Genomic DNA, 21,638 nt, shown 5'->3' on the forward strand with positions numbered 1-21,638 from the left:
GGGATGATGGGTGGACAATGATTAACTAATCTTATTTTTACCGTTTGAAATCAATATTTCAAATCAAAAAATAGGATTAGTCTGCCCATTTTCTATATATACGACACTGCTATTTATAAAAAATAGCTTATTTGATCATGCACAGGCACGGCTAATCCTTCCAACACATTTGGGAGGATTTTTTTATTCTCCCTTTAAAGCGAGGGATATGGATGAAAGAGATCGTAACATTAACAAACGTTAGCTATGAAGTAAAGGATCAAACTGTTTTTAAACATGTAAACGCCAGTGTTCAGCAAGGAGATATCATTGGGATTATCGGAAAAAACGGCGCTGGGAAATCTACGTTGCTGCACCTCATTCACAATGACTTAGCCCCTGCACAGGGTCAAATCCTTCGGAAGGATATAAAACTGGCTTTGGTTGAACAGGAAACCGCGGCGTATTCCTTTGCGGATCAGACACCTGCCGAAAAGAAGTTACTGGAGAAATGGCATGTGCCTCTTCGTGATTTTCATCAGTTAAGCGGCGGTGAAAAACTGAAAGCGCGGCTGGCGAAAGGACTATCAGAGGATGCAGATCTGCTGCTGTTAGATGAACCGACAAACCACCTTGATGAAAAAAGCTTGCAATTTCTCATCCAACAGCTGAAACATTATAGCGGCACTGTGATTCTCGTTTCTCACGATCGATATTTTTTAGACGAAGCCGCAACAAAAATATGGTCGCTTGAGGATCAGACGCTGATTGAATTCAAAGGGAATTACTCCGGGTATATGAAGTTCCGGGAGAAGAAAAGACTCACCCAGCAGCGTGAATATGAAAAGCAGCAAAAAATGGTCGAACGGATTGAAGCACAAATGAATGAGCTCGCTTCTTGGTCGGAAAAAGCCCATGCTCAATCGACGAAAAAGGAAGGGTTTAAAGAATATCACCGGGTAAAAGCGAAGCGTACGGATGCCCAGATAAAATCCAAACAGAAGCGGCTTGAAAAAGAGCTGGAAAAAGCAAAGGCGGAACCCGTTACCCCAGAATATACAGTCCGCTTTTCAATCGATACAACCCACAAAACAGGGAAACGTTTTTTAGAAGTTCAGAATGTAACAAAAGCGTTTGGAGAAAGGACTCTCTTTAAAAACGCAAACTTTACGATTCAGCACGGCGAAAAGGTTGCGATCATAGGCCCCAATGGCAGCGGAAAAACGACATTGCTGAATATCATTCTTGGACAGGAAACAGCAGGAGGAAGCGTATGGGTGTCGCCGTCCGCAAACATCGGCTATTTAACGCAGGAGGTGTTTGATTTGCCTTTAGAACAAACACCGGAAGAGTTATTTGAGAATGAAACATTCAAAGCAAGGGGGCACGTTCAAAATCTGATGAGGCACTTAGGTTTTACAGCCGCCCAATGGACTGAACCGATCAAGCATATGAGTATGGGTGAGCGTGTAAAGATCAAGCTGATGGCCTATATTCTGGAGGAAAAAGACGTGCTGATTTTAGATGAGCCGACAAACCATCTCGACCTGCCGTCACGCGAACAGCTGGAAGAAACACTGTCACAATACAGCGGCACATTGCTGGCGGTTTCACATGACCGATACTTTCTCGAAAAAACAACAAACAGTAAACTCGTCATCTCAAACAACGGCATCGAAAAGCAGTTAAATGACGCCGCTCCTTCAGAAAGAAATGAGCGGGAAGAGCTTCGATTAAAGCTGGAGACAGAAAGACAAGAAGTGCTGGGAAAGCTCAGTTTTATGATGCCAAATGATAAAGGGTATAAGGAGCTTGATCAGGCTTTCAATGAGCTTACGAAACGAATAAAAGAGCTGGATCATCAAGACAAAAAAGACTGAGGGAGAAAGTTCAAGCGGCATTGAAAAGGACAACAGCTGTTGTCCTTTTTCTTTATATGTTCAAGCCTTCCAATGACATTAATGTTTCTAATGATGACTTATAGTACCCTGCCACTGCTTCCAGATAGGCATCTTGTGTTTGGGTAACGTAAGCGACTTTTCAGCATAGCTGTTTTCGCATACGTATATTGGTCATGGCATAGCCCATCTTCTGATAAAGATAGACGGCTGTCTCGTTGTGTGCAAACACATGAAGGGCCAGCCTTTCCGCACCAAGCTCTCTTGCTTTTTCATCAAGCGTTTGAAGCGCCAATTGAGCAAGTCCTTTTCCGCGAAAGGCTTCATACAATCCAAAGGAATAGATAAACGCTTCCTTTTGCGGATGAAACGGATCAGCATACAGCCAGAGCCAGCCCATTCTTTCTCCTTTGTCATTTGTGATGTTCCAAAAATAATGATTGCTGCTGTCTCGCCCATTCGGAATCATGTTCTCATATGCCTGCTCCGATTTCTCAAATGCCTCTTTTTCCGTCCAAGTTCCTGACGTTGTGTTTTGTTTCGCATAATTTTGCACGGACATCCCGCGAAAGGCTTCGAACTCTTCCTCAGTCATGTCTTCCAAAGTGAATGCCATCCTGTATTCCTCCTTTATAAAAAAAGCCCAGCTGATGCCGGACGAATAACACAGAAATGGAGCTCTATTTTACTGATTCAGTTAATTCCTGGACTTTCAATTATTCGATAAGAAAAGGAGATTTCCTGCAAATGGGCTTGTTCTTAAACATTAGTGAAAAGCTTACGTGTAACTCCCCATGATGATCATGATAGAAACAATCAAACAAATCATCGCTGGTATCGCCATGATGACCGATTGTCTTGCTCGAAACATATGCGCATGAATGGCTCCCGCCATGAGAACGACAAACAGAACACCTGCTCCAATCGTTGCATACCGATTCCAAATTCCCGCTGTCATAGCAAGTGCCCCGGCTATTTCAAGAATGCCAGTAACAGTCAGAAACCATAATGGATATTGATAATGCCGCCAATGCTCAACTTGAAAGGGAACGCGGCTTACCTTTATGATGCCTCCCGCAAGCATAAAAACTGCCAAACTGACTTTCGTAATAATAGATATCATCTTACGTCATTCCCTTTCGGAAGCATCCCGTATATTAAAAGATTCACAACCTCTGCTGCGAGGCTTGCCGGATCTTTGATTCCGGTTAACAAAAATGAATCGGTTAAATGTTCAATCATGCCGACCAAACACTCAGCGACAGTTTCCATATCCAGTTCAGAGTGAAAATAGCCAAGCCGCTGTTCTGCTTCTAAGTTCTCTTTCAAAACCATCGCCAAGTCTTTTTTCATTTGTTTTGCTTCCGGGTTGAGAAAAAAGCCGATCTTGGTTAAATCCTTGTCCTCAGCCAAAAATTGAAAAACAGTCTCTACAACTAGCAGTACCCGTTTTGATACATCCTCCGTGTTTAATCCGTTTTCCAGAAGAAGTGACTCTGTCAGCTTTCTGACTCGAGAGTGAAAATCGGTTATTAACTCGGCAAAGATGGCTTCTTTGCTTTGAAAGTACAGGTAAAATGAAGGCTGCGTGAACCCAGCTTTTTTCACAATTTCACTTACCTTCGCGTCATGGAATCCCCGAATCGAAAATTCATTAGCGGCAGCTTTGAGTAACCGTTTCCGGCTTTCTTCCCCTTTACGTCCTTTTTTACTTTTCAACGAGGACCACCCCCAAAAATAATACTCGCAAGTAATGTTACTCACAAGTATTATTTCATGGCATTAGTTTCATTGTCAATGATTTCAAACTGATCCTGTTTGCCAGCTTCCTTTATTAAAGGGTCTCATGTATTTCAAATAACTGAATCAATTCATTACATCAATGGCTTTTCATTCACTGATAGGTATTTGCTGAATAGATTGAAATTCAGGCTGTGACAAACTTTATTCTTTTTTCTAATGAGCATCACTCCAGGGCCAGATAGAGTTTTGCCCGCAAATGCAAGGAACAATTGGGTGCAGCAACGCATAATGTACTGTACAGAATGATGGAAGGGTGTGATGGGATGCCGTCTACAATAATCAACCTATATTATTTAAAGATCAACAGCATTTCGGGCAATGGTTCAATTACAATAGGTGAAGCCGCGCATAACAGCCATACCGCAAATAATAAATCCCAAGGGATCAACTCCTCTTTCGGTGATACATCACCTGCAGAATCAATCATGGAAAACTTCTTAAATGATCCTGATGTCAACGATCAGACAGAACTCGGAAACTCTGATACTACCAATATGAATGCTCCTCCTCTTCCAGTACCGCCAATTTTAGATTAAAAGGAGTTTCGCTATGCCATACCAAATTAACATCGCAAATATTAAGGTGAACGGCGTCACACAAAACGGAAATATTGATGTCGGTCCAACCGTACACAACAGCCATACAGCGAACAGCAAATACTTTGGGGCAAACTTTTCTCTAGGGGATTTTTCGCCTTCTTCTTCTCTTTTAAATACTGGGAACCTCGATACTGATATCAGTGATCAAGACCAAATTGGAAACCCTTCTGCACCGATTTCAAACCAAATTTAAGGAGGATCCTAGATGGATCTCGAAAAAATGAGAAAGTGGCTTGAGATTACAAATGAATATAAGCAAAATGACTTTTGGACAAATGTGCTCAAGTATAAAGCCCCGGAACAATTTTTTAATACCAACACCTATACGCTCGTTTACGACTTTTATCAAGATGAAGAAGATAATTTTATCATTGTGGAAATGCCCGGTGTGTATGAGGAAGAATTAACGATCCGCTTACTATCTAAAACCCAGCTGCTGATCAAAGGAACGATCACGCCTGTTTTTCCAGCCGAAATGGAAGTGCTGCGTGAACGGTATTACGGAGAAATTGAGCGAATCATTCAGCTTCCCGAGGCCACTGAATCTCATTTGTTACAGATTCAGCTGTTAAACGGGCTTCTGCACATTTCGTACCCAAGACCAGTTGAAACCATTGCGTTCAATAAGGGGCTTTAAGATTGATTGTACCTTCATTCCTTATCCATAGGGACTGATATATGGTCTTTATATTGATCCACATAAATATCCCCATTACCCAGCAGCACTGCGTACACGGTCTCTTTCACCTTTATGTCTCTTTTTCGCAATTCCTCCAAAAGCCAGGATTCCGTCAAACGATTCTGCTTTAAATTATTCTCAATGATTTCTCCGTCCATAATAAGCTCTATCGGAAGCCTGTGTTCTTGGTTTACCGCAATCATTAAATCCTGTTTGGTCACATGCCGGAATTGCGGTTTTCTTAACACAGTCAGCTGACCATTCGTTTCAAGAATGGCAAAAAGAACTTCTTCGATATTAAATATTTCTTTTTCCCGTAATTGCTGATTTAAATAATCAAGTGTGTAACGCATTTTCCTCATATTTGATTCAAGTATCTTCCCGTTTTGAATCAGCACTGTTGGATCTCCGGCAAAAAATTTCCTCAGCTTCCTGTTCTTTATCGACAGAAACGAAATTAGAAAAATGGTTAGCACAAAAATACTAAACGAAATGGCCATATTGTGCGGTTTTATTGAAGTATTGTAAGCTAATCCGTCAGCAATCGCCCCTAGTGTGATCGCCGCAATAAAATCAAAAATCGTCATTTGAGAGATTGTCTGTTTGCCTAAAATTCGTCTGCGATTAACAGCAAGCCAAAGCTAGCAACCGTTCTAATGACAACTTCAAGTTCAATCATCTTATGGCGCTCCCCGCTTCCCAGATTGTTTCGCCCAAAAAACTCCTGCTGCTATCATTGTTTGGCTTAATATATCCATCTATACCAAAAATATTGTTCGGTTTAGGACAGAATGAAAAACTGCCTTTCGGATATATTAAATTGCGATTGCCCGGAAGGAAAGCCAGTCCCATGACAAAGCTAATTCATCATTGGTCAGGTGGTAACATGAATTTCACTTGGGAATCTCTCTTGTTCTCATTGTAGCCGGAGTCATTTTGCTGAGAGTTTCAGGAATGAAATCAATCGCACAAATGACTTCAACTCAAACGGTTGTCATGATTTCAATCGGAACTATTATCGTGCAGCCAATCATCAAGTACAGCCTTTTCAAAACATTAATTGCGGCGGCAATTTTCACAATAACACTCATCGTAATAGAATGGATCCAAATGAGATCGAACTTCATTGAAAAGATGTTGACCGGAAAAGCAAAAGTTGTTATTGAAAACGGACAGCTTCATATCGAAAACTTAAAGAAGATGAGACTTACAGTTGATCAACTTGAAATGCATCTAAGGCTTCACGGCGTTACGGCTATACAAGATGTCAAAATTGCGACATTAGAGGCAAACGGGCAATTAGGAATAGAATTAACTGATGACGCCAAACCCTTAACAGTCAGGGATCTGAAAAAACTCATTCACCCGGATTTCATAAATAAGGACGGACAAGCCCATTTGTCTAGCAATCAGAATATTTTTGATGAAATTGGTAAAAAGAATAAAAAAAACATCCCAAAAAAACTGCATTAACAGGCACTTGTGGAATTTTGCAGGTTTTTGTCTCTCGCTGAATGTTTTTGCCGTTTTGTTTAAGCAATTGCTGCTCACACACCATATTGTATAAACAGTCATAACAGAGAGGAGAGATGAATGATGAAATTCCCAGTATATATTCATTCGATATCCGGAAACAGCATTTTTAATAACGGTTTTGCATTCTCCATCAGCCCTTTCTCTGTTTCTAAAGAGACAGATGGTTCCGGAGGGAATAATACAGGTTTGGTTTTTGAATCCAATGCTTTAAGCCAAACAAGCTCCGCCAATCAAGCCCTACATGTTACAAATGCGGTCCAAGAACTGCTTTCCAAGCTTTTAGCGTAAACATAAGAAATGAACACTTCATGAGGTGCCGTATGGATTTTCCAATTATTCACACAAACTTTTGGGATGCTGTGATAGCTGTTCCAATCATCATACTGATAACCCAAATCCTCAAAATATTATTGAAAATCCCCAAAACTTTTGTACCATCAGTTGCCTTAATAACAGGCCTTGTCATTTCTGTTTTCATAAGCCATCGACACAGCCTCTTTTCTGGCGTATTTATGGGCTGGTTTTATGGCTACGCTGCTATAGGCTCCTACTCATCATTAAAAACGACCATTCTATCCTTTAGGCAAACGAAAAACGATACATCAAATTCATAGATGACATATAACGATCTGCCGCCTCTTTATCAGGCGGCTTTATTTCTGCTGATAGGTTGATCATCTTCAAAAGACTCATTCACTCGCTATTATTTTTACCATTATGTTGATGCAATGATATAAAAACGCAATACAATAGAAGTAAATAGACTGCCAGCGTCCTCTATGACGGCTACTTCTGAGTGAAAGGAGTTTTTGAAGCATGCGATCTCAAATCAACATCTCAAATCTCACGATAAATGGAATGACACAAAACGCCAATACAGATATCGGACAAAACTTGCAAAACAGCCATACTGCGAACAGCAAAAATTACGGTGTCAATTTCACATTAGGAGATTACTCTCCTTCTCATTCAATTATTATTTCAGCAAGTTGTGATAATGATACAAGTGATCAAGGGCAGGTTGATAACCCTTCTTCGCCTAGTGAAGAATAAATTGATGCAAAAAAAAGAACTCATTTGAGTTCTTTTTTCGCCTTATTTCTTTATTCGCCTTCATATAATCGATAAACCCTTTTCAGCTTTTGTTCAAGCTGTTCAAAATGAACAAAACGGGCTTCTCTTAGAAACTCAGTCCCATCAATGAACAAAAGAAGCACAGGAACGGTGAAAACTGAAAATCTGCCGGCGACCTCTGCTACATCGTCAGCATTGATATGCCCCAATTTGATGTTTGGAAACTGATCCAATACTATTCTGAGCTGGGGCAGGACTGCGTGACATACTGTACAGGCAGGCCTTGATATATAAATAAAACTGAATTTGTGCTGTTTGATAAAATTTTCTATAGAATCTAATGAATGTAATTCTGTCATCTCTTTCATCCATTTACTCCTTCAAATAGGTCTGTCTTTCATAACCAAGCTCATCAATACGTATCATTCACTATACAGATTTATATTTATTATATCCGCTTTTTTACTTTGCAGAGTACCTGCAAGCTTGCCGAAAATGTCAAAATAAAAGAACAGTTACTGACAAGCAGCAACTGTTCTTACATACTTTCGTATTAAAAATGCAAAGCGTAAGCTCCTGAACCGATGAGTGCAACCCCTATGGAAACTGCAATGAGCACCAGGTTATATTCAAAACCTCCGGCGCCATTCGCAAAACCTTTCGCTCCATGGACTTTTACGATAGCACCTAACATGATGATCGTTATGATAGCAGCTCCAAGCGGGAGGAATACGCCTAAAATAAATAGAATTCCGCTTACTAACTCCCCAAGACCTGATAGAGCGGCCGCAACGTTTCCTGGTTTCACCCCAATTGATTCGAACCATTGTCCGGTTCCTTTAATCCCGTATCCGCCAAACCAGCCGAATAATTTTTGTGTGCCATAAAACAAAAACACTACACCAATCATTATACGAATAAGCAACAGTCCTGCATCTTCCATTTGTATCTCTCCTCATCTTTGATTTCATCTGATTCTTTGCTGACAGTATCCAGCAATCATCAATTGAATATATGTTTCTTTATTTTTTATGTGTCAAATCAATCTAACTCTCTTACTTCAAACGGCAGCAGCCCTTGTTCAATTTGTGTGCGATGCGGTTCATATTGTACAGGCAGCATCAGTTTTTCGCCCATTGTATCCTGTGTTTCATCATGTGCAAAGCCTGGAGGATCAGTTGCGATTTCAAACAGGATTTCCCCATGTTCCCTGAAGTAAATGGCATTAAAGTAGTTTCTATCCCGAACAGGAGTTACACCATATCCGTGGGAAGCAATATATCTTTGCCAATCTAACTGATCTTCATCATCGTTAGCCCGCCAAGCGATGTGATGCACCGTTCCGGCCCCCATTTGCCCGCGGCCAATAGGCGTTAACTTAAGGTCAATCACATTTCCGATATCACCGGCGGAACGATAACGAACGAAGTCTCCTTCTTTGCCGACTCGCTCCAGCCCCATGATGTTTTCTAAAAGGTCAGCGGTTTTGTCAGGCTGCGCTGATAATAGGGTTGCACCCCCAAAACCTTTAATGGCAACATCGGGCGTTACTTCTCCGAAAGTCCACGTATTAGCCTCTCCTTCTTCTCTTTCCACGATTTCTAAGTGCAGTCCATGAGGATCATCAAATTCTACATATTGTTCCCCAAAGCGCTCGATTTTGGTGTATGGAACGTTGAACTTTTCTAGTCTCTTTTCCCAAAATGCCATAGCCCCTTTCGGCACGACATACGAAGTCACACCAACTTGACCGTCTCCAATGACGCCTTGGCGGGCTCCGGCCCACGGAAAGAAGGTAATGATTGTTCCCGGCTTCCCGCCTTCATTCCCAAAATAAAGATGATACGTACCTGGGTCATCAAAATTGACAGTTTGCTTGACCAAACGAAGCCCAAGCACTCCTGCGTAGAAATCTGTGTTCTCTTGAGGGTGACCGACAATCGCTGTAATATGATGAATTCCCATCGTTTTTTTAGCCATTTTTATCCGCTCCTTTACATATACTCAACAAACTCATTCACAGGCTTCCGGTAGCCGCGAGGTCTTCTGCTCTCTGTTTTTTCTTTTCCAATCGTAATCATCATGACAACCTCAAATTGGGCGTCTATGTTCAAAATCCGTTTTACGGCTTCCGCATCAAAGCCGATCATCGGGCAGGTATCCCAGCCTTTTTCCTTAGCACTCAGCATAAACATCATCGCAGAAAGTGAAGCATTCCTTATCGCCTCATCTCTCTTAAATTGTTCTCCCCTGTTTTCATAAAACGAAACAGTGTCGTGCACCATGTGGTCATACTCTTGCTTATTTAATATCCCCAATACCTTTAAACCTTCATAGATATCGGACGCTTGTTGATATGCCTGCTTATCCCCTAATACCAAGAGAACCGCAGATGAGCTAACCACTTTATATTGTCCGTTTGCGGCCTGCTTCAGCTTTTCTTTGATATCCGGATCTAGAACCGCCACATATTTTGTATGCTGCAAATTAAAAGCCGATGGCGCCAATGCAACCAATTCAAACATTTCATTGAGGTCTTCTTTTGTGATTGGATGACCTGAAAGAAAATTGCTTGCAGATCGTCTTTCATTGACTAACTGTATAAATTCAGCCATTACGATACACTCCCTTTTATCTCGAATTCGAGATATTATATTATAAAAAATCCATATTGAATATTGTGTAAAAGAAATGACAACGGATTGAACACTTCGAGTTGCGCTTGATCGCTGATCTTTTCGACCAAATATCTCAAATTAAAATATCTTGAATATGAGATAATAGTAAAATACAGATCTTCTCATGTCAATAGGTTTTTGAAAATTAGTGGGAATTTTTCACTGACGGCAGCATTTTAATAGCGAATCATCACTGTTGTTACATAAGAACTCATTTGTTTGCTTTATAACCTTTTAGCATAGCTCCAACTTTTTTTCTGTCACCTTATTTATTAGTAAACAGGAAACAACGTTGCTATAGACCCACTCGAAATTGAATTGGTATGATAAACAAAGTGATTACACAGGAAAGGATACGGAGAGCGTATATAGAGCACTCCTATTTTTTTGTGCAGTTTTATAGGAGGAAAAAATGGCAAGTGAAAGAGAACAAATAAGCAGAAAAGTTGCTTTGATTGCATTGATCGCCAATCTGATCTTAATGGCAGGAAAGGTCTTTTTTGGGCTGGTAGGCGATAGTGAAGCCGTGTTTGCAGACGGAATACATTCCGCGGCAGATGTCGTTGCTTCGATTGCAGTCTTGGCAGTGATCGGCATTTCCAATAAACCGCCCGATCAAGACCATCCTTTTGGTCACGGAAAAGCTGAAGTCATTAGTGAGGCGATTGTAGGAATTATCTTAGTGATCGTATCAGTTTATATCCTCATAGAAGCGATTCTGTCCTTTGTTAAAGGGCCAAGCGTTCCCCAATACAGCGCATTGTTTGCGGCTCTGATTTCGTACGTGGCTAAGGAAATCTTATATCGTTATTCTATAAAGCAAGGGGAAAAATGGAACAGCAAAGCAATTATAGCGATTGCGTACGATCATAAAGGCGATATCGTTGCCTCTCTTGCCGCTTTTATCGGCGTCCTGTTGGCTATCATCGGAAACACCCGCGGATGGTCCTATCTGTTGTACGCCGATGCCATTGCCAGTGCAATCGTTGCTTACCTCATTTTTAAGATTTCAATGGAATTAATCAGGCCGTCTGTTGATGTGCTCATGGAAAAGAGTGTTGATCCCGAGCTGATAGAGGAATATAAAGCTGTTATTTTTCAATGTGATCAAGTAAAACGAATTGATAGAATCCGCGCGCGAGAACATGGCCACTATAAATTGCTTGATGTCCGTTTATCTTTGGATCATGATTTGACAATTAAGCAGGGACACGATATTGCCCGCGAAATTCGAAATGAAATCAAAAGACAGTTTTCAGATGTAGAAGAAGTGCTCATCCATGTGAATCCTTATTTCGAAGAATGAAAAGCTCCTTTTTAGAAGGAGTTTTTTCTTTATGCTGCAAACTTTACCTTTAGAACTCGCCGTACTATATAATGTGTGTATATCAATCATAGGGACAGAAAGGTTGTTAGAATGAAGGAATTTTTTTCGATTGGAGAAGTGTCAAAGTTATTCAATGTGAAAATCTCTGCTCTTCGGTATTATGATGACATCGGTCTTTTGAAACCGGAATATAAAGACGAGCAAACGAACTATAGATATTATTCTACCCAACAGTTTGAGCGGCTTGATACCATCAAATATTTGAGGGCCTTAGGCCTGCCAATCAATAAGCTTCTTGATTTTTATAACTCTCAAAATACGAACACTCTTCTTCATTTACTAAAAAGCCAGCAGGCTGAAATTGATCGCAAAAAGAAAGAATTGGAACGCATTGAACGAAAGATCTCCCGGCGTATCACACATATAGAAGATGCCGTTAACATGCCGTTACATCAAATTTCAAAAATCAAACTTCCCGCAATGCGTGTGGCTTACTTGCAGCATGAATATGTTCTCGGCCATGATATCGAACATTCGTTAGCTGAATTGAGAACCCACCTGAATGTAAACGAAGATATATTCATAGGCAAGATCGGTTTATCCATTTCTGCAGCAAATGTGAGGGCAAAACAGTTTGACAAATATTCCAGTATATTTATGATTCTAGAAGATGAAAATGAAAAAACTTCATCAGAAATCATTTTCCCTTCAAGAGAATATCTGCAAATTCGGTTTAAAGGGTCACATCCAGAAGCCGAACCATACTACAAAAAATTACTGGCATATATGAAAAAACATCATTATGAGGTAGCAGGGGACTCAATCGAAATCACACTCATTGATTATGGCATTACGAATAACCTAGATAATTATGTGACTGAAATCCTGCTGCCCATCAAATAATCTCATGAATATGTTTTGATCTCCCTTGACTCTCTACTAACTAGAGGGTTTATTTTTTATGCAGGAATGATTTTTGGAGGAGAAAGCTTATGTTTGGAACGATTTTTAACACAGTGATGATCATTGCAGGAAGCATAATCGGGGGGATATTCAAAAAAGGCATTAAAGATGAATACCAGGATATTTTGATGCAGGCAATGGGATTCGCTGCAGTCGCGCTGGGGATCAACGCCATTACACAGCATTTGCCTGATAGTAAATACCCCATTCTATTCATTGTGAGTTTAGCCATTGGAGGTTTGCTAGGCCAGATCATCAATTTAGAATTACGATTCAACAAGCTGGTGAACAAATTTTCTAAAAGCAATTTAGCAGAGGGCTTATCTACTGCGGTCTTATTATTTTGTATAGGTTCGCTGTCAATATTGGGCCCTGTTGAAGCCGCTTTGCATGGAGATTATACATACCTCCTGACAAACGGGATGTTAGATGGGATCACCTCCATTGTGCTCGCTTCAACTTTTGGTTTTGGAATAGCGGCTGCCGCCATTGTATTATTTGCCTGGCAGGGCTCCATCTATTTATTTGCTAAAGTAATGGAGAGCGCAATCAATACAGACCTTATTAATGAAATCACAATTGTGGGAGGCATACTCATCCTCAGTTCAGGTCTAAGCATTCTTGGAATCAAGAAGTTCAAAACACTGAATTTGCTGCCTTCCCTCCTGATCCCTCCTGTTGTGATTTTTGTGATTCATGCATTTGGATTGCGGTTTTAATGCTATTACTTTAACTATTTAACAAAAAAGCAGATCATAAAAGATCTGCTTTTTCTATTACATGATTTGCTTCTTTTGTTCATGATCTATTTCTGGCTGTATTTCCTTTGTCAGTTGATGCCCTTCTATATCCACGTTCGGAATCATCTTGTTCAGCCATTTCGGCAAATACCAGGCTGCATTCCCCATCAGCTTCATGACACTTGGAATCAGTGTCATTCTTACAATAAAGGCATCAAAGAGCACACCAAAGGAAAGAGCTAATCCGTTGGCTTTAATAGAAGCTTCGCCTGCAAAGATAAATCCTGCAAAAACGAAGATCATGATCAAGCCGGCTGCTGTAACAACAGGACCACTGTGTTTTAATCCAGCCTGAATGGCTTGTACTGGATTCTTTGTTTTTACATATTCTTCACGCATTCTGCTGACAAGGAATACTTGATAATCCATGGCTAACCCGAACAGAATCCCAATCGATAAAATCGGCAGGAACGCGAGTATCGGCCCTCTTTCAGGTATTTTGAAAAAGTCGATGAGATTCCCGTCTTGCAAGACAAATACACAGATTCCAAGAGTGGCTGTCATCGTCAACATGAAACCTGCAACAGCAACAAGCGGCACAAGCAGCGAACGGAAAACGATGGTCAGCAATACAAACGCAAAGCCAACAATAAGTACAGCAAACACCGGTATCGCATCATTCAATCGATCTGAAATGTCAATATTCACTGCAGTCGATCCAGTAACAAGCAAATCTACTCCGTTTTTATCTGACAAACTGCGTACATCGTGTACCAAATCTTTCGTTGTGACATCATTTGGACCTGTTTCCGGAACGACAGTAATGATGGCAAAGTTCCCTTCTTTATTAGACATTGCAGGGGTGACACTTGCTACATAGTCTAAGCCCTTTATTTCTTTCGCTGCATCTGCGAAAGCCTCCGCCTTATTTTCTGTAGCATTTGTGGCATCCGCTACGATTGTTAATTGGCCATTAAATCCTTCTCCAAAGCCTTCGGCAAGCAAGTCATATGCCCGGCGATCCGGATTATCCTTAGCTTTCATCCCAGCATCAGGCAAGCCCAGTTCCAAATGCATAGATGGGATACTAATGACGATCAAAATCAGAATGCTGCATACACTTAGCATGATAGGATTTTTGGTGACAAAGCGTCCCCAGACATTTGTTTCAGTGCTTTGTTTTTCTATTTTCTTGTTTGATTTCGGAATCATCCGCTTCCCTGCAATCGATAAGACCGCAGGCACAAGTGTGATTGAAGCCAAAACAGCCATCAGTACACTAAGCCCTGCTGTCAGCCCCATCGCAGACATAAAAGGAATGTTAACGACAGTCAATCCGCAAAGTGCAACGATAACAGTAAGTCCGGCAAAAACGACTGCGCTTCCCGCTGTTCCCACGGCTCTCGCAATTGATTCATTCTTTTGTATGCCTTCGCCTAAAAACTGGCGGTGTTTCGTAAAAATAAATAAAGCATAATCAATACCAACAGCAAGGCCAATCATTCCGGCTAATGAAAGACTGACGGAAGCAATATCAAATACTTGTGTCCCAATCAAAACCAGTCCAATACTTACACCTAAACCAATCAGTGCAGTTAAAATCGGCAAACCTGCTATTAATAAAGAACCGAATGTAATGGCTAAAACGACAAAAGCCAAGATAATGCCGACAATTTCAGAGACACCGCCTATCTCCATCTCGGCTCCCGGTACATCTCCGCTTAGCTCAGTTTGCAATCCTTCATCATCAGCCATTTTCAAACTGTCTTTTAAGTGTTTGATAGAGTAATCCTTTATATCATCTGCTGATGATTTATACTTGATATCAGCATAGGCAACTGTGCCATCTTTCGCGATTGTCCCTGTCACAAAAGGACTTGCAATCGAGTCAACAGAATCATCTTTACTGATTTCTTTGAACGTATCTTCTATTGCTTTTTTTGCTGGCTTCCCAGTAAGTTTCTCCCCATCACCAGCACCGAAAATAACCCGTATGCTCCCTTTATCAGGACCGTGAGGAAATTCTTTTTGAATCACATCCATCGCTTTTTCCGAAGGTGTGTCAGGTATGGACATATCCTCAGAAAAACTTGGTTTCAAGGTGACTGCAAGGCCTATCGCAGCAACTAACACAACGATCCACGCACATATTGCTTTTATGCGATTGCGAGCAACCCATCCTCCTAATGTATATAACATTTTTGACATGATAATCTCCTTTCAACACATTGCTTGATCACATTCTTTCTCATTGTAGTTGACAATGAAATAAAAAAAACGTACATTCGGGCATGTACGTTTGGGCAATTTTCAAATATGCAGTTTAGTTGTCTATTGTCAGAATACCTTTTTGCATGGCAATCGTTACTGCCTCAGTTCTTGAATTCGCGCCTAATTTATTGTAAATGGACGTTAATCTGGACTTTACTGTTCGCTCAGAGACGCCCAAATCAAAGGCAATCGCTTTGCTTTTAAGACCTTTAGCAATTGCTTTTAGAACAATGACTTCCTTTTCTGTCAGCTGCGTCTCACTGCGCTGCTTTTTCATCCGCTCAAATTGGATTTCTTGCAGACGTTTGAGGATATCAGGCTGCAACAGCACATTTCCTCTGATCGCTGCATCCATTGTGTGAAAAAGGGTTTCTGAACTCGTATCCTTTAACAGATATCCTTTCGCTCCTAATTCAATTCCTTCGATCATTAAGTGATCTTCATTATATGTAGTCAAAATAATGATGGGGGTATCGTGTTTTTCTTTTATTTGTTTAATGGCCTCTAACCCGCTCATCTCCGGCATATACAAATCCATCAGAATGATATCCGGTTCTAATTCATCTGCAAGACGGACTGCGACTTTTCCATTTTCCGCCTCTCCTATAATGGTGTATTGATCATTCGTTTCAATTAAAAGCTTCAGACCTTCCCTCACGACAAGATGGTCATCAACGATTAAAACCTTATTCATCTTGCATCTCTCCCTGAATTGGTACAGTGATCTCAATTTGTGTTCCTTTCAATTTTGTACTCTTGATATTGAATTGGCCATTTATTGCCCTGACGCGTTCTTGTATGCCAAGAAGCCCATAATGTCCTCTCTTTTTCTTTCCTTTTTCAACATCAAATCCCTTGCCGTTATCCTTAACTGTTAAATGGAGCCTTCCCTTTTCATCATCCCAAATGGATATCCAGATTGTTTTCGCCTCAGCATGCTTTGCCGCATTCGTCATGCATTCTCCAATGATGTAATAACAGTTTTCAGCTGTACGCACATCCAGCACCTGATGCAATCTGTAATCTAATAAACAAGCCATGCCTGTCGACTCTATAAAATGATCCATTAGCGAGGTAATTCTTTCTTTTAAAACACCGATTTCTTCTGATTTGCTGCGGAGATCGTCAATAGCTGAACGTGCATCAGCTAATGTGCTTTTCACTCTTTTCATCGATTGTTGTATGATTTCCTTCGCTCTCTCTGTGTTGCCTTTGGCGAGATGAACATGAATCGCATCCAGCTGCATATTTAAACTGACAAGACCTTGAGCAAGCGTATCGTGTAAGTCTCGGGCCATCCGCTGTCTTTCGTTCTGCAGCGTCAGCTGTTCTACCTGCTGATGAGCCAGCTCCAGCCTTTCAAGAGTCAATTGAGCTTTTATTTTTTCATCGACTTGGGCAAAAAATGTTGCGGCATAAGTAATGATGACAATCATGATTGGACCAGCAATAACAATAAAATGCAAAACTTCACCTTTATGAAGGTGAAATGCCGAATTTATGACCAGCAGCAGCAATAGATAAAGAATGAGAAAAGTCCTTCTTCTGTCTGCCATTCCTATAATTTGTCCAATTAAAAATGCATAAAGGCCGATAATCACAAGTATAAAGAAGCCAGTCATGAGATTAGCAAGTGCAAAGGTGATCAAACCTTGTACCGCGAAATACAGAATCACTCTTTTCTTAACCCAGCGATATGAGTGCCAATGAAGCAAAGCAAAAATGGCGATTAATATGGTAAACGCATAAAGCAATAAAATGGACCAGCCCCCAGAAACAAATTGCAGCACGATAGAGGCTATATAGATCATGAGAATAAAAGCCAGGCCCGGCACTCTGAGTGCAAGCATGTTTAATGCCCGCCTATCATGTGAGTAATATTTATCTTTGAAAGGATTCCTTATAAGCAAACCTTATCCACTTCCTTTACCTGTTTCACCGAATAGAGATTCATGAAAATCGAACCCATATTTCAACGTGCAAACATACATGTATCCAATCATTTTATAGGAAGAGAAGGAACACAACAATATCAGGTGCAGGGAAACATTAGAGTTTCCAATAAGTGATCATTGCCCAAACGTACATGAACGTTCTGCCTCTATGTACGTTTTATCTTTTCAAATTTACCTTTAAAATCATAAGGAACTTACTATTCATTGAAGGAATGATCATCATTGAAATCGATTGATCTCACAATTTTATCATTAAAGAGAAAAGGAATCCGGACTGAGAAGGTATTAAAAAATCAGAACCCTGATCGATTAAGCCATATGACAGACAAAAATGCGCAACCAAAAAGCAAGGAAAAAGAAGATTGAACATGTATTGGTTTCTAGGTGCTTTATTATATTTTCTGATCGGTACTTATATATTCATTAGAGTCACTAGAGACAGCCAATCAGGCTCATGGATACTGCTTGCATTAGCAGCTCCACTCATCATTGCTGGCTACCCTTATTTTTATTCAAAGAAACTTCTTTCCAAAAGACGGTGATACAGCTGTCATTCAAACCGCACATTGGTAAAATGATCAATACCGGGATACAATCTAGGTATTCTATGGAAAGGAGTCTTGCCTTATGAGTCAAAGAGTGTCCTACTATGAGATTGCACCTGAAGGTATGAAAATCATGATGGATATGGAGAAATACACGAAACAATCCTCAATTAACCGAACGACGAGAGAACTAATCAAAATCAGAGTCTCTCAAATGAACGGCTGTGCCTTCTGCATAGATATGCATACGTCCGATGCCCGCAAAATGGGAGAAACTGAACAGCGAATTTACTGTTTACATGCTTGGAATGAATGTGATTTTTACTCACCTGAAGAGAAAGCGGCTCTCGAACTATCTGAACACATCACGCTCATTCCATCTAAAAGGGTTCCTGATGAGCTATATCATCGGGTGCGGGAACATTATGATGAGAAACAATATGTTGACCTTGTTCTGATCATTAATCAAATAAACAGTTGGAACCGCATCTCGATTGCAATGGGGAATCGAGCTGCTTCAAAATAAGAAGAAGGAGTAAGATTAGAACAAATCTTACTCCTCCCTAGATTTCGTACCGCATCATCTGATGTTTCCGTTTCAACATCCTAAATCTTCACGTTTAGGTGCTTTTCAAACGCGATTTTCCCGCTTTGTGTAATCCTAATCGCTCTCGTTTTAGGCATACGAACGATCCACTCTTCTTCTAACATGCGCACCAATAGGGCGTTTCCTAATGCTCCTGCAATATGATGCTGCCGTTCACTCCAATCCAAACAGCAGCGGGCAAAGGCTCTCCTCTTATTCCGTTGTTGCTCTTCATTGATGCCTAACTTTGAAAAGAATAAAGCACCCTCTGAAGTCACCTCAAAGTTTAAATCAACTTTTTTTAACATCCCCTGCTCAACTAATGAATGTGCCATTTGCACGCCCACATAACCTGCCAAATGATCATAACAGGTACGGGCGAAATGCAAGTCCTTTTTCTCTTTTGACTCTTTTAAAGATTTGACTTTTGCTTTAGGCGCAATATGAAGCAATTGTTCGATCACATTTGCAGCATCTGAGTCAGACAATCTGTAATACCGATGTCTCCCATGCTTCTCTACGCTAATCAGCTTTGCTTCAAGCAATTTATTCAGGTGAAAACTGGCGGTTTGAGGTTTAATGTTAGCGAGATATGCAAGCTCTCCCGCAGGGTGTATCCTGCCATCCATCAGACTGAGAAGAATGGAAGAACGCGAGGGATCTGATAGCAACGAAGAGATTTTTGCAATATTAGGATTCATGATTTTCCTCCTTACATTCATATTTCGATGATAGTTGAAATGTTAATCCTTTACAATATAAATGTAAGCGTGACAAGGAGGAAAAAACGTTGGACATCAAAAAACAAGACACTCGTCAATTTAAGGAAATCAAACCCAAGATCATGTATTATGGTACCTCGACATTTCTTCTAACCACATTGAATGAGGATGGAACCACTAATATTAGTCCTATGTCTTCTTCTTGGGCTCTTGGACATTATATAATCCTTGGAGTAGGACTGGGAGGAAAAGCCATCGACAATTTGGAAAGACACAAAGAGTGTGTCATAAACTTGCCTGGCCCGGAATTATGGGAAAACATTGAAAGAATTTCATCTTATAGCGGAAAAAAGAGTATACCGCCTTTAAAGAAGCAGCTCGGATTTACATATAAAAAAGAAAAATACGAGGCAGCAGGGTTAACGCCTTTACAATCAAAAACAGTATCACCAACACGAATTAAAGAATGCCCTATCCAAATCGAAGCCGAAGTGAAACACATTCGGCTTCCAGAATATGAATCGTCATTCGCAATTGTAGAGACGCAGGCACTACATTTTCATGCCGAGGAAAGTATCATTCTGGACGAAAACCATATCAACCCTTCCAAATGGAGCCCGCTTATCTATAATTTCAGACATTATTTTGGTTTAGGAAGAGAAGTCGGAAAGACTTTTCGTTCAGAGACATGATCATTTTAAGACCGAACCATGATTTGGTCTATTCTAGTAACCCTTGTTATTATCAGATCAAGCGATCATTAGGCTTGATCTCTTTTTTAGTGAAACATCCATTTAAGGATATAAAAGTTACCTGCTTGCCAATTCTTTTATCATTAAACCCAACTCATAAATCCCCTTTTGAAGGTCTTCAAGAGATGCATAAGCATATGATAAGCGAATATAATTCCCTTTTTCCTGAGCATAGATACTGCCGAGATTGAGCAGAATCCCTTTTGATAAGGCTTTAGTATAAAGTAATTTCATTGATATGGAAGGCAATATTTTTATCCAGACAAAAAACCCTCCTTTTGGGATATTCCATGTCGCCACATCTTTCAAATGAGTTTCTATAGCACTCAAGGCCAATTCTCTTCTCACCTTTAATTGCTGCCTAACCTTTTCTACATGCTGCTGGTAGTGGCCGGAAGTAAACCACTCTGCCGCTACTCTTTGGGATAGCGAACTGGATCCGTAATCTGTTTGCATTTTAATGTCAGATAAACGTTCAATCACCGGTTCCGGCCCGACGATCCATCCAATCCTCAAACCTGGGCTTAATGTTTTCGATAAACTTCCTATGTACAGTACGTGTCCATTTTTATCAATTGTTTTAATAGGATATGGCGGAATTTCATCGATCCATAACTCACGATAAATGTCATCTTCAATAATAGGAAGCTGTGTATTCTCACTTACTGCTAGGATCTCTTCACGCCGCTTTTTAGACATAAGAATACCAGTCGGATTGTGAAAACATGGATTTGTATATAAGATAGCCCTTCCCCGCTCTCCTCTTGTTAAATGAACATTTTCAGGCAAAAGTCCTTCATTATCCATAGGAAGTCCAGTCAGCTTCATACCAGCTGATTGAAATACGTGTAATGAATAAAGGTAGGAGGGCTGATCAAGATAAACGGTTGATCCTCTTTGTAACAGCCCCATTGATATCAGCTGCAAGGCTTGCAACGCTCCTGAGACAATCAGAATGGAAGAAGATGAGACGTTGATTCCAATGGTTTTTAAATAGTTGCTTAATGCCTCCCTCAAAGGTAAGTAACCTTTTGGCTCTTCATAACCGAATGCCTCCATGTGATGAGATACCCTCCCCATCATCTCTTTCATAACAGCCAAAGGAAAAATCTCAGCTGAAAGTTCACCTTTACTGAGCTGTATAAGGTCTGTATTTGATTCTGATTGATTGATCTCTTGAACGATTTTTCGGCTTGGCATCTGAATGCCAGAGGTGACATATTGATCCCAATCGGGAGCAGAATTCTTAGCCATCAGTGTCCATGTGTTGTTGATAACAACTGTGCCTTTCCCCATTGTGCCTTCTATTAACCCATCGGCCATCAATTCCTCTAACGCTGTAATCACTGTGCTCCGATTTACCTGAAAATCTTTTGCAAGCGTGCGCTGGCTTGGAATCTTGCTTCCAATTGGCCACTCTCCATTTCCTATTTTCTCTTTAATAAAATGAACGATTTGTCTGTACTTAGGGAGCTTTTTCATCTTTTTTTTTCTGGAAAGCTCATAGAATCGGTCTCCTTAAAATAAATTG

25 protein-coding genes and 3 pseudogenes are annotated in these 21,638 nt (G+C 40.5%); 15 read left to right on the forward strand and 13 right to left on the reverse strand.

Going from position 1 to position 21,638, the window contains the following annotated elements; genetic code table 11:
• Positions 1-212 precede the first annotated feature (212 nt).
• Complete coding sequence (gene vmlR / locus M1D94_RS18220) at positions 213-1,859, forward strand: ABC-F type ribosomal protection protein VmlR (protein WP_167568888.1); 1,647 nt, start codon at positions 213-215, stop codon at positions 1,857-1,859.
• A gap of 160 nt (positions 1,860-2,019) precedes the next feature.
• On the opposite strand, the gene M1D94_RS18225 is transcribed toward vmlR, so the two are convergent.
• The 3 genes from M1D94_RS18225 to M1D94_RS18235 form a co-directional block, all read right to left on the reverse strand.
• Positions 2,020-2,493: a GNAT family N-acetyltransferase gene (locus tag M1D94_RS18225; protein WP_167568886.1), complete on the reverse strand. Its 474-nt coding sequence runs from the start codon at positions 2,491-2,493 to the stop codon at positions 2,020-2,022.
• Between the two features lie 162 nt (positions 2,494-2,655).
• Positions 2,656-3,000, reverse strand: a complete 345-nt coding sequence (locus tag M1D94_RS18230; protein ID WP_124048484.1) for a DoxX family protein — start codon at positions 2,998-3,000, stop codon at positions 2,656-2,658.
• Entirely contained in the window at positions 2,997-3,596 is a 600-nt protein-coding gene (locus M1D94_RS18235) for a TetR/AcrR family transcriptional regulator (RefSeq protein ID WP_101501901.1), read from the reverse strand. The genes M1D94_RS18230 and M1D94_RS18235 overlap by 4 nt, the downstream gene beginning before the upstream one ends.
• Before the next feature lie 347 nt (positions 3,597-3,943).
• Here M1D94_RS18235 and M1D94_RS18240 point away from each other — a divergent pair, with 347 nt between their 5' ends.
• From M1D94_RS18240 to cotP, 3 genes are read left to right on the forward strand one after another with little or no spacing between them, the layout of a single operon-like run.
• Positions 3,944-4,216, forward strand: coding sequence for a spore germination protein (locus M1D94_RS18240; RefSeq protein WP_021481644.1), 273 nt, complete (start codon positions 3,944-3,946; stop codon positions 4,214-4,216).
• Positions 4,217-4,229: 13 nt separating this feature from the next.
• Positions 4,230-4,472: a spore germination protein gene (locus tag M1D94_RS18245; RefSeq protein WP_014475957.1), complete on the forward strand. Its 243-nt coding sequence runs from the start codon at positions 4,230-4,232 to the stop codon at positions 4,470-4,472.
• A 12-nt stretch (positions 4,473-4,484) separates the two neighbouring features.
• Positions 4,485-4,916, forward strand: coding sequence for a spore coat protein CotP (cotP, locus tag M1D94_RS18250; RefSeq protein WP_101501900.1), 432 nt, complete (start codon positions 4,485-4,487; stop codon positions 4,914-4,916).
• Positions 4,917-4,930: 14 nt separating this feature from the next.
• On the opposite strand, the pseudogene M1D94_RS18255 reads toward cotP, so the two are convergent.
• Positions 4,931-5,637 (reverse strand): annotated as a pseudogene (locus M1D94_RS18255) (DUF421 domain-containing protein).
• A 207-nt stretch (positions 5,638-5,844) separates the two neighbouring features.
• Here M1D94_RS18255 and M1D94_RS18260 point away from each other — a divergent pair.
• The 4 genes and pseudogenes from M1D94_RS18260 (at position 5,845) to M1D94_RS18275 (ending at position 7,547) form a co-directional block, all read left to right on the forward strand.
• Positions 5,845-6,431: pseudogene (locus tag M1D94_RS18260) on the forward strand (DUF421 domain-containing protein).
• A 120-nt stretch (positions 6,432-6,551) separates the two neighbouring features.
• Complete coding sequence (locus M1D94_RS18265; protein WP_070548621.1) at positions 6,552-6,782, forward strand: spore germination protein; 231 nt, start codon at positions 6,552-6,554, stop codon at positions 6,780-6,782.
• Positions 6,783-6,814: 32 nt separating this feature from the next.
• Entirely contained in the window at positions 6,815-7,108 is a 294-nt protein-coding gene (locus M1D94_RS18270; RefSeq protein WP_041517676.1) for a hypothetical protein, read from the forward strand.
• Between the two features lie 202 nt (positions 7,109-7,310).
• Positions 7,311-7,547 carry a spore germination protein gene (locus M1D94_RS18275; RefSeq protein ID WP_003244342.1) on the forward strand — a complete coding sequence of 79 codons (237 nt, stop codon included), beginning with the start codon at positions 7,311-7,313 and terminating at the stop codon, positions 7,545-7,547.
• 50 nt (positions 7,548-7,597) lie between these two features.
• Here the strand turns inward: M1D94_RS18275 and M1D94_RS18280 are convergent, their stop codons facing one another.
• The 4 genes from M1D94_RS18280 to M1D94_RS18295 form a co-directional block, all read right to left on the reverse strand.
• Complete coding sequence (locus M1D94_RS18280) at positions 7,598-7,936, reverse strand: thioredoxin family protein (protein ID WP_124048485.1); 339 nt, start codon at positions 7,934-7,936, stop codon at positions 7,598-7,600.
• Between the two features lie 185 nt (positions 7,937-8,121).
• The gene (locus M1D94_RS18285) at positions 8,122-8,511 is read right to left on the reverse strand and encodes a DoxX family protein (RefSeq protein ID WP_003234169.1); all 390 of its coding nucleotides are present in this window, start codon (positions 8,509-8,511) and stop codon (positions 8,122-8,124) included.
• 98 nt (positions 8,512-8,609) lie between these two features.
• The gene (locus M1D94_RS18290; protein ID WP_014475945.1) at positions 8,610-9,548 is read right to left on the reverse strand and encodes a ring-cleaving dioxygenase; all 939 of its coding nucleotides are present in this window, start codon (positions 9,546-9,548) and stop codon (positions 8,610-8,612) included.
• A gap of 14 nt (positions 9,549-9,562) precedes the next feature.
• A complete protein-coding gene (locus tag M1D94_RS18295; protein ID WP_070548619.1) occupies positions 9,563-10,183 on the reverse strand; it encodes a nitroreductase family protein in 621 nt (206 codons plus the stop codon).
• A gap of 475 nt (positions 10,184-10,658) precedes the next feature.
• Between M1D94_RS18295 and mneP the strand changes: the two genes are divergently transcribed.
• The 3 genes from mneP to M1D94_RS18310 all read left to right on the forward strand — a co-directional run bounded on the left by mneP (position 10,659) and on the right by M1D94_RS18310 (position 13,255).
• Positions 10,659-11,552, forward strand: coding sequence for a manganese transporter MneP (mneP, locus tag M1D94_RS18300; protein ID WP_015252717.1), 894 nt, complete (start codon positions 10,659-10,661; stop codon positions 11,550-11,552).
• A 111-nt stretch (positions 11,553-11,663) separates the two neighbouring features.
• Positions 11,664-12,476, forward strand: coding sequence for a MerR family transcriptional regulator (locus M1D94_RS18305; RefSeq protein ID WP_249852533.1), 813 nt, complete (start codon positions 11,664-11,666; stop codon positions 12,474-12,476).
• A gap of 89 nt (positions 12,477-12,565) precedes the next feature.
• The gene (locus M1D94_RS18310) at positions 12,566-13,255 is read left to right on the forward strand and encodes a DUF554 domain-containing protein (RefSeq protein WP_015252719.1); all 690 of its coding nucleotides are present in this window, start codon (positions 12,566-12,568) and stop codon (positions 13,253-13,255) included.
• Positions 13,256-13,312: 57 nt separating this feature from the next.
• Here the strand turns inward: M1D94_RS18310 and M1D94_RS18315 are convergent, their stop codons facing one another.
• From M1D94_RS18315 to ydfH, 3 genes are all read right to left on the reverse strand, one after another.
• Positions 13,313-15,484: an MMPL family transporter gene (locus M1D94_RS18315; RefSeq protein ID WP_424935119.1), complete on the reverse strand. Its 2,172-nt coding sequence runs from the start codon at positions 15,482-15,484 to the stop codon at positions 13,313-13,315.
• Positions 15,485-15,599: 115 nt separating this feature from the next.
• On the reverse strand, positions 15,600-16,241 hold the full coding sequence (gene ydfI / locus M1D94_RS18320; RefSeq protein WP_015382876.1) for a two-component system response regulator YdfI: 642 nt from the start codon (positions 16,239-16,241) through the stop codon (positions 15,600-15,602).
• Entirely contained in the window at positions 16,234-17,457 is a 1,224-nt protein-coding gene (ydfH, locus tag M1D94_RS18325; protein ID WP_041520508.1) for a two-component system sensor histidine kinase YdfH, read from the reverse strand. Before ydfH ends, ydfI begins: the two co-directional genes overlap by 8 nt.
• A 267-nt stretch (positions 17,458-17,724) precedes the next feature.
• On the opposite strand from ydfH, the gene M1D94_RS18330 reads away from it, so the two are divergent.
• The 3 genes from M1D94_RS18330 (at position 17,725) to M1D94_RS18340 (ending at position 18,573) form a co-directional block, all read left to right on the forward strand.
• Positions 17,725-17,868, forward strand: a complete 144-nt coding sequence (locus M1D94_RS18330; RefSeq protein WP_014478971.1) for a hypothetical protein — start codon at positions 17,725-17,727, stop codon at positions 17,866-17,868.
• Positions 17,865-18,044, forward strand: a complete 180-nt coding sequence (locus M1D94_RS18335; protein WP_010886421.1) for a hypothetical protein — start codon at positions 17,865-17,867, stop codon at positions 18,042-18,044. Before M1D94_RS18330 ends, M1D94_RS18335 begins: the two co-directional genes overlap by 4 nt.
• A gap of 85 nt (positions 18,045-18,129) precedes the next feature.
• Positions 18,130-18,573 carry a carboxymuconolactone decarboxylase family protein gene (locus M1D94_RS18340; protein ID WP_014475936.1) on the forward strand — a complete coding sequence of 148 codons (444 nt, stop codon included), beginning with the start codon at positions 18,130-18,132 and terminating at the stop codon, positions 18,571-18,573.
• An 80-nt stretch (positions 18,574-18,653) separates the two neighbouring features.
• On the opposite strand, the gene M1D94_RS18345 is transcribed toward M1D94_RS18340, so the two are convergent.
• A complete protein-coding gene (locus M1D94_RS18345; RefSeq protein ID WP_014478969.1) occupies positions 18,654-19,334 on the reverse strand; it encodes an ArsR/SmtB family transcription factor in 681 nt (226 codons plus the stop codon).
• Positions 19,335-19,423: 89 nt separating this feature from the next.
• Here M1D94_RS18345 and M1D94_RS18350 point away from each other — a divergent pair, with 89 nt between their 5' ends.
• A complete protein-coding gene (locus M1D94_RS18350) occupies positions 19,424-20,047 on the forward strand; it encodes a flavin reductase family protein (RefSeq protein ID WP_014478968.1) in 624 nt (207 codons plus the stop codon).
• Positions 20,048-20,164: 117 nt separating this feature from the next.
• On the opposite strand, the pseudogene M1D94_RS18355 reads toward M1D94_RS18350, so the two are convergent.
• A pseudogene (locus M1D94_RS18355) lies at positions 20,165-21,612 on the reverse strand (aminotransferase-like domain-containing protein).
• Between the last annotated feature and the right edge of the window lie 26 nt (positions 21,613-21,638).

Source organism: Bacillus sp. JZ109 (assembly GCF_053903135.1).

Excerpts from the sequence above, each read along its gene's own strand:
- vmlR (WP_167568888.1), top strand. The coding sequence starts at position 213 with ATGAAAGAGATCGTAACATTAACAAACGTTAGCTATGAAGTAAAGGAT.
- M1D94_RS18310 (WP_015252719.1), top strand. The coding sequence starts at position 12,566 with ATGTTTGGAACGATTTTTAACACAGTGATGATCATTGCAGGAAGCATA.
- M1D94_RS18295 (WP_070548619.1), bottom strand. The coding sequence starts at position 10,183 with ATGGCTGAATTTATACAGTTAGTCAATGAAAGACGATCTGCAAGCAAT.
- M1D94_RS18270 (WP_041517676.1), top strand. The coding sequence starts at position 6,815 with ATGGATTTTCCAATTATTCACACAAACTTTTGGGATGCTGTGATAGCT.
- cotP (WP_101501900.1), top strand. The coding sequence starts at position 4,485 with ATGGATCTCGAAAAAATGAGAAAGTGGCTTGAGATTACAAATGAATAT.
- M1D94_RS18280 (WP_124048485.1), bottom strand. The coding sequence starts at position 7,936 with ATGAAAGAGATGACAGAATTACATTCATTAGATTCTATAGAAAATTTT.
- M1D94_RS18265 (WP_070548621.1), top strand. The coding sequence starts at position 6,552 with ATGATGAAATTCCCAGTATATATTCATTCGATATCCGGAAACAGCATT.
- M1D94_RS18340 (WP_014475936.1), top strand. The coding sequence starts at position 18,130 with ATGAGTCAAAGAGTGTCCTACTATGAGATTGCACCTGAAGGTATGAAA.
- M1D94_RS18245 (WP_014475957.1), top strand. The coding sequence starts at position 4,230 with ATGCCATACCAAATTAACATCGCAAATATTAAGGTGAACGGCGTCACA.
- M1D94_RS18345 (WP_014478969.1), bottom strand. The coding sequence starts at position 19,334 with ATGAATCCTAATATTGCAAAAATCTCTTCGTTGCTATCAGATCCCTCG.
- mneP (WP_015252717.1), top strand. The coding sequence starts at position 10,659 with ATGGCAAGTGAAAGAGAACAAATAAGCAGAAAAGTTGCTTTGATTGCA.
- M1D94_RS18240 (WP_021481644.1), top strand. The coding sequence starts at position 3,944 with ATGCCGTCTACAATAATCAACCTATATTATTTAAAGATCAACAGCATT.
- M1D94_RS18305 (WP_249852533.1), top strand. The coding sequence starts at position 11,664 with ATGAAGGAATTTTTTTCGATTGGAGAAGTGTCAAAGTTATTCAATGTG.
- ydfI (WP_015382876.1), bottom strand. The coding sequence starts at position 16,241 with ATGAATAAGGTTTTAATCGTTGATGACCATCTTGTCGTGAGGGAAGGT.
- M1D94_RS18230 (WP_124048484.1), bottom strand. The coding sequence starts at position 3,000 with ATGATATCTATTATTACGAAAGTCAGTTTGGCAGTTTTTATGCTTGCG.
- M1D94_RS18275 (WP_003244342.1), top strand. The coding sequence starts at position 7,311 with ATGCGATCTCAAATCAACATCTCAAATCTCACGATAAATGGAATGACA.
- M1D94_RS18225 (WP_167568886.1), bottom strand. The coding sequence starts at position 2,493 with ATGGCATTCACTTTGGAAGACATGACTGAGGAAGAGTTCGAAGCCTTT.
- M1D94_RS18285 (WP_003234169.1), bottom strand. The coding sequence starts at position 8,511 with ATGGAAGATGCAGGACTGTTGCTTATTCGTATAATGATTGGTGTAGTG.
- M1D94_RS18290 (WP_014475945.1), bottom strand. The coding sequence starts at position 9,548 with ATGGCTAAAAAAACGATGGGAATTCATCATATTACAGCGATTGTCGGT.
- M1D94_RS18315 (WP_424935119.1), bottom strand. The coding sequence starts at position 15,484 with ATGTCAAAAATGTTATATACATTAGGAGGATGGGTTGCTCGCAATCGC.